Genomic DNA, 6280 nt, shown 5'->3' on the forward strand with positions numbered 1-6280 from the left:
ATTTTTGTCAATTGTTTTTTATCTAGAGCGAACTAATCAATTAAGTCTCTTGCCAGATAAAGATTTAGTCGATTTATGCCCCCCTATCGAACCATACCAAGTAACGAAGAACCAAATTTCTCGACGATAACTAATATCAGAAAACCATAGATTGTAATTAATAATAACCTTGTTATTACTTAGATAGCTAGTTTCTTCAAGGAATTCTTTGGCGTATTCAATCCACATATCAGTCAGAGACATTCCTTTTGTCTTGACAGATAAAAATCCCTTTTTCAAACGACTGGCAATCAGATTAAACGTATCTCTGAGTAAAAGTACATCGTACCTAAGTAGGGAGGCACAATTATTTGTAGGATGGGTTAGCGGTAGCGTAACATAATCGGGCGTTGGGTTTCATGCTTCAACCCAACCTACGTTCATCTTATATTTAATTCCACCCACCTACTTATGACTGGTTTTCCCTACATAAAGATCATGTTTTTTTTCATATTTTTGCTCAGTTATTTTGGCAATACTATGGTCTTCGTAGCTATACAAAAAACAGTTTTTAGTCTTGAAATTTCCCCAAGCTTCCTCTCGAAAACCCATAAGGGTTGAAGTGTAGATGAAAATGCCTAAAAGGACTGATACTAACATTAACATTATTCGGAAAATAAGAATCTTGTTCTTGCGCTCTAATCCAATTTCACACCGCATGATTACCACTACGTTTCAAACCGATAAAACGAATTTCTCTTTGATTGATGACTTTTTCTAGTTGATCTTTTTGAGTTAGAGTACGCCAGAAATCCCAGGCATCATAGACTAAATCACGCTTTACTTTTCTTAAGTTATATAGTGAATACTTGGCTGGTTTTGAACGCTCATTTATCTGACTCATTAGTTCAATCCTCGGCTAAATCATAAATTGAAAAACTATGCAAACAATCTTTCAGCGCATAGGCTACCTGTTGTTGTTCCTCGCAGCTTAAATCGGGGAACATAGGCAAAGATAACACTTTTTCACTGGCCAATTCAGCCATGGGTAAATCACCTTTTTTATAGCCTAAATACTGATAAACCGGCTGTAAATGCAGAGGAATCGGATAATAAACCATGGATAGGACATCTTTTTCCTGCAAAGCTGCCCGAATTTGGTCACGATTTTCCGTTAGGATTGTGTACTGATTCCAAACGTGCTTACCCCCAGCTAAAGCGGTAGGTAAAGTGATATTAGGCAAGGGTTGCAGTAATTCTCGATAACGTTGGGCAATCTCGATCCGTTGATTATTCCAAAAATCGAGATATTTTAGCTTAATTTGCAAAATAACCGCTTGAATGGCATCTAAGCGGCTATTTACCCCGATTACCTCGTGGAGATAACGCACCTTGCTGCCGTGTTCTTTAATCATGCGAATTTGTGCCGCTAACTCGGGGTTATTGGTGGTAATTGCGCCACCATCGCCACAACCGCCTAAATTTTTGGTGGGAAAGAAGCTAAAACAGCCAATATCGCCGATACTCCCCACTTTCTGCCCATGCCATTCTGCTCCCGTTGCTTGAGCGCAATCCTCAATCACCAATAAATTATGAGAACGAGCGAAATTTACCACCTCAGACATATTGACAGATTGCCCAAAAAGGTGTACTGGGATAATCGCTTTAGTCTGGGGAGTAAGCGCTTTTTCCAACAGTGCCACATCGAGGTTAAAAGTATTGATATCGATATCGACAAAAACCGGCACTGCCCCGACTAAATTAATCGCTTCGGCGGTGGCAATAAAAGAAAAAGTGGAAGTAATTACTTCATCCCCCGCTTGAATACCGAGGGCGCGCAGTGCCAGATAAAGGGCATCGGTTCCCGAATTACAGGCAACACAATCGCTAACACCGTGATAGAGGGCAAATTGTCGTTCTAATTCGCTCACAACTTCACCGCCAATATAGCGCCCAGAACGGAGGATTTCTAAAACGGCATGGTTAGCTTCTTCGCTGATGACTTGGTATTGACGGGATAAATCGACGGGGGGAATTGTACTCACGCGCTTTCACTCAAATTAGAGACTAATCGGGATTTGTTGGGGAAAAGAAGGAATAATTAGTCAAAAATAATTATAAACTTGCTATTTATAGATTAAGTATTGTTGTAATTTGTTTCTTTTATTTTTATGGATGGATTAGTAGAACTAAATCTGGTGGATTTGGGTTGGGCTTTGGGGATGATGGGTATTTGTTTAATCCTCTCCCGTTGGTCAAATTTAGCTCTAGAGGGACAATTATTATTAGCGACCGGTCGATCGATCCTGCAATTATTAGTGGTAGGCTACGTTATCGCCGTTATTTTTTCCCTGGATAATCCTCTGGCCGTGCTGGGGATTTTGGCAGTAATGATGACTATCGCGACTATTGTTGCTAAAAATCGCATCGATAGCCGAGATAAAGGCTTATTACCCCTAGTTTTTGGCTCTCTGTTGATTAGTAGCTGTCTAACTTTAGGTTATGCGATCGCTTTAATTATTCAACCAGAACAATGGTACTCGCCCCAATACTTAATTCCCTTGACGGGGATGGTGTTAGGGCAAGCGATGAATAGTGCCTCTTTAGCCGGGGAGAGATTAAGCAGTGCCATTAAAAGTCACCGTTTGGAAATCGAAACCCATCTTTGTTTAGGGGCAACCCCTCAACAAGCGATCGCAGCTTATCAAAAAGAAGCGATTCGAGCTAGTTTAATACCCACCCTCAATCAGATGATGGTGGTGGGTTTAGTCAGTTTACCCGGAATGTTCACCGGACAGGTATTGGCAGGAAGTGAACCTTTAAACGCCGCTTCCTACCAGATACTGATCCTGTTTATGATTGCCCTAGCTAACCTAATCACCGCTCAATTGGTGACAGAGGGAATCTATCGGCGCTTTTTCGGTGAGAATTTATCACTGCTCAGTTAACAGTTATCAGTTATCAGTTATCAGTTATCACTAACCACTCCTGACTCCTAATTAACGCCCACTGTTCACTGATTACTGTTTACTGATCACTGATTTAGCCTTTCCACTTGCTGGCGACGACTTCAGCGAGATCAACCACGCGTTGGGAGTAACCCCATTCGTTATCGTACCAAGCGATAACTTTCACCATATCGCCACCCATCACCATCGTTAGACTAGCATCGATGATCGAGGAGGCATCAACACCGCGATAATCAGAGGAAACGAGGGGTAAATCATTATATTCGAGAATTCCTTTCAAAGAATTTTCCGCAGCTTCTTTGAGGACTTCGTTTACCTGTTCCGCGATCGTGCTTTTTTCCACTTGTGCGACTAAATCCACCACAGAAACGTTAGGAGTGGGTACACGCAGGGCGATCCCGTTAAGTTTCCCTTTCATTTCGGGGATAACTAAGGCTACAGCTTTAGCGGCACCGGTGGAGGTGGGAACGATGTTAACGGCAGCGGCGCGAGCGCGACGGAGATCCCGGTGACTAGCATCAAGAATGCGTTGATCACCAGTGTAACTGTGGGTGGTGGTCATCGTCCCTTTGATGATGCCGAAGTTTTCGTGAATCACTTTGACGACAGGAGCAAGACAGTTGGTGGTACAACTGGCATTGCTGATGACATTGTATTTATCGTGTTCGTATTCGTGAGCGTTGACACCGACGACATAGGTTCCCACACCCGAACCTTTACCCGGTGCGGTAATGAGGACTTTTTTAGCTCCTGCGACAATATGCTTAGAAGCGCCCTCTTCATCGACGAAAACACCAGTAGCTTCGATCACTAGATCTACACCCCATTCTGCCCAGGGCAGATTGAGGGGATTGCGATCGGAATAACATTTAATGGTTTTACCGTTAACAATTAAAGAATTATCATCGGCATCGATATTAGCGTTAAGTTTGCCTAACATCGAATCATATTTGAGCAGGTGAGCGTTACTCCGGGGATCGGATGTATCATTGATCCCCACTACCTCCAAGCCACTATTAGTCCGTCCTAACCAACATCTTAGGAAATTACGTCCAATCCGTCCGAAACCATTGATCGCTACTCTAATCACTGCTGCTTGCCCTCTACGTTTTAGTGCAATACATAAAAAAATAATTAATGTTCCCAATCATACCTTAAAGGTTGAACTTTACGATCCCGATCGAAAATAATTTATTACATCACCATTCAGGAGACTCCGAGACTCCGAGACTCCGAGACTATTTTTATTTATTCTCCCCACACCCCAAACCCCACACCCACACCCACACCCCACACCCCACACCCACACCCCAAAAAAAGGAATTGGGAGAAAAAATTTTAATTCTGCGTCAAGGATTTTGCAAGGCAACTGGGCAACATTTGGGAATTCTGCTCAAATGCCCCTATCATGAGGTTGACTTTACTACCGATCGAGTTTAAAACTTATATAATCGTGGGTCTGAGGAGTGAAAACAGTGAAAAAAGTTAATTTTAACGGCCAACCTTTCCATTTTATCGGTATTGGCGGTATTGGGATGTCAGCCCTCGCTTATATCTTAGCCAAACGCAATTTACCTGTGTCTGGCTCCGATTTACGTCCTACTCATATCACCCAAAGGCTACAGGGAGCGGGAGCGCAGATTTTCCACCGTCAAGAGGCAAATAATTTAGCTTTATTTCATTCTCCTGGCCCTCAAAACAGTAGCCAAACGGTTCCGCAAGTAATCTGCTCCACGGCGATTAATGACCATAACAAGGAATATCAAGCGGCCAGAGACTTAGGATACCCAATTTTTCACCGTAGCGACGTTTTAGCGGCTTTAATCGCTGATTACGACAGTATCGCCGTCGCCGGCACCCACGGAAAAACCACCACTAGCAGCCTAATCGGTTACGTTTTGTTAGAAGCGGGATTAGACCCCACGATCATTGTCGGTGGTGAGGTGGACGCTTGGGAAGGTAACGCTCGTCTTGGTCAAGGTCGTTTTTTGGTGGCAGAGGCCGATGAGTCCGATGGTTCCCTAACCAAACACGCCCCGAAAATCGGCGTAATCACTAATATTGAGCTAGATCACCCGGATCATTACCAGAATTTAAGCGAAGTTATCGATACTTTCCATGAATTCGCCCATCAGTGCCAGATTTTAGTCGCTTGTTTAGATTGTGACACGATCGCCGAGCATTTCCGTCCGACAATCAGTTATAGTCTCGATCCCGAAAAAGGTGCCGATTACACCGTCAGCGAGATTATCTATGAACAGGGAATGATGAAAGCTTCCGTCTGGGAAAAAGGCAGTTATCTGGGACAAATGGAGGTGAAAATCCCGGGGCAACATAATATTAGTAATGCTTTGGCAGTGGTGGCCATCGGACGTTATCTCGGTTTAGAATTTGCCGTTATTGCCGATGCGATCGCTACTTTTGCCGGGGCAAAACGCCGTTTTGAACACAAGGGAGAAGCAAACGGCATTACTTTTATTGATGATTATGCCCACCATCCTAGCGAATTGTTGGCTACTTTAGCGGCGGCAAAATTAAAGGTAGAAGGCAAACAGTACCAACGTTCGATCGCTATTTTCCAACCCCATCGTTACAGTCGCACCACTGCCTTTTTGGAGGAATTCGGAGCCGCTTTCAGTTCCGCCGATGTGGTAGTCTTAACGGATATTTATAGTGCCGGGGAAGTGAATATCAATCACGTCACCGGGCAGCAAGTGGCTGAACAGGTGAAAAAACACCATAAAAACGCCTACTATCACCCCGAATTGAGTTCTTTAAGTCAATTCCTGCTAGAAATTCTCCAACCAGGGGATCTAGCTCTGTTCCTCGGCGCTGGCAATCTCAATCAAGTTATCCCCGAAATGCTTACTCTTTACCGCGAACAATTAGCAGTTAGAGTATAGCTGGACTTCCCCCATACAGAAATACTAAAAAATTAACAAAACCCTTACTGCCTGGAGCTTCTCAGAAAAAATTGAAAAGACGCTACTGGGTACATTTTCCCTTTGAAAATGGCTGTACCGTTGACTGTATCTAGAGTAGAGCGATTCCGTAGAGTTGGCTGTATAGTGATCGCTAACCTTATTGTAACAGATGGTGTCATTAATCTCTAGAGTCAGCGATTCCCTCGGTAGCCATGTTTTTGATGGTTTTCTGCCTGGAAACAAGCTATAATGGTCGAAGGGTCAAATTTGAAAAATTTTGCCTCAAACCCTGTCTGCGTAAGGATTTCAGGAGTTTGTACCCAGTAGTTTATTAGTATTACATTGCTTTAACTCAGGCTCTGTAAGACTTTGAGCCATAGCTAGTATATTTATACGGGGGAAGTTCAG

General features: G+C 43.4%; 6 protein-coding genes. 3 read left to right on the plus strand and 3 right to left on the minus strand.

The genetic code is table 11. The annotated features are described in order from the left end of the window. Positions 1 to 688: 688 nt before the first annotated feature. Both PX482_RS01580 and PX482_RS01585 read right to left on the minus strand, forming a co-directional pair. The gene (locus PX482_RS01580; protein ID WP_002760699.1) at positions 689 to 883 is read right to left on the minus strand and encodes a hypothetical protein; all 195 of its coding nucleotides are present in this window, start codon (positions 881 to 883) and stop codon (positions 689 to 691) included. 4 nt (positions 884 to 887) lie between these two features. Beyond that, positions 888 to 2024, minus strand: coding sequence for a DegT/DnrJ/EryC1/StrS family aminotransferase (locus PX482_RS01585; protein ID WP_002760701.1), 1137 nt, complete (start codon positions 2022 to 2024; stop codon positions 888 to 890). 126 nt (positions 2025 to 2150) lie between these two features. On the opposite strand from PX482_RS01585, the gene PX482_RS01590 reads away from it, so the two are divergent. Continuing rightward, positions 2151 to 2927: an ABC transporter permease gene (locus tag PX482_RS01590; protein ID WP_052277353.1), complete on the plus strand. Its 777-nt coding sequence runs from the start codon at positions 2151 to 2153 to the stop codon at positions 2925 to 2927. A gap of 94 nt (positions 2928 to 3021) precedes the next feature. Here the strand turns inward: PX482_RS01590 and PX482_RS01595 are convergent, their stop codons facing one another. After that, positions 3022 to 4038: a type I glyceraldehyde-3-phosphate dehydrogenase gene (locus PX482_RS01595; RefSeq protein ID WP_012265625.1), complete on the minus strand. Its 1017-nt coding sequence runs from the start codon at positions 4036 to 4038 to the stop codon at positions 3022 to 3024. A 71-nt stretch (positions 4039 to 4109) separates the two neighbouring features. Between PX482_RS01595 and PX482_RS01600 the strand changes: the two genes are divergently transcribed. After that, a complete protein-coding gene (locus PX482_RS01600) occupies positions 4110 to 4388 on the plus strand; it encodes a hypothetical protein (protein WP_002760706.1) in 279 nt (92 codons plus the stop codon). A gap of 35 nt (positions 4389 to 4423) precedes the next feature. Continuing rightward, positions 4424 to 5851, plus strand: coding sequence for a UDP-N-acetylmuramate--L-alanine ligase (murC, locus tag PX482_RS01605; protein WP_002760708.1), 1428 nt, complete (start codon positions 4424 to 4426; stop codon positions 5849 to 5851). Positions 5852 to 6280: the final 429 nt, after the last annotated feature.

The sequence above is a fragment of the Microcystis sp. M53602_WE12 genome, from assembly GCF_030065455.1.
GTDB lineage: Bacteria > Cyanobacteriota > Cyanobacteriia > Cyanobacteriales > Microcystaceae > Microcystis > Microcystis aeruginosa.

Excerpts from the sequence above, each read along its gene's own strand:
- PX482_RS01580 (WP_002760699.1), bottom strand. The coding sequence starts at position 883 with ATGAGTCAGATAAATGAGCGTTCAAAACCAGCCAAGTATTCACTATAT.
- PX482_RS01590 (WP_052277353.1), top strand. The coding sequence starts at position 2,151 with ATGGATGGATTAGTAGAACTAAATCTGGTGGATTTGGGTTGGGCTTTG.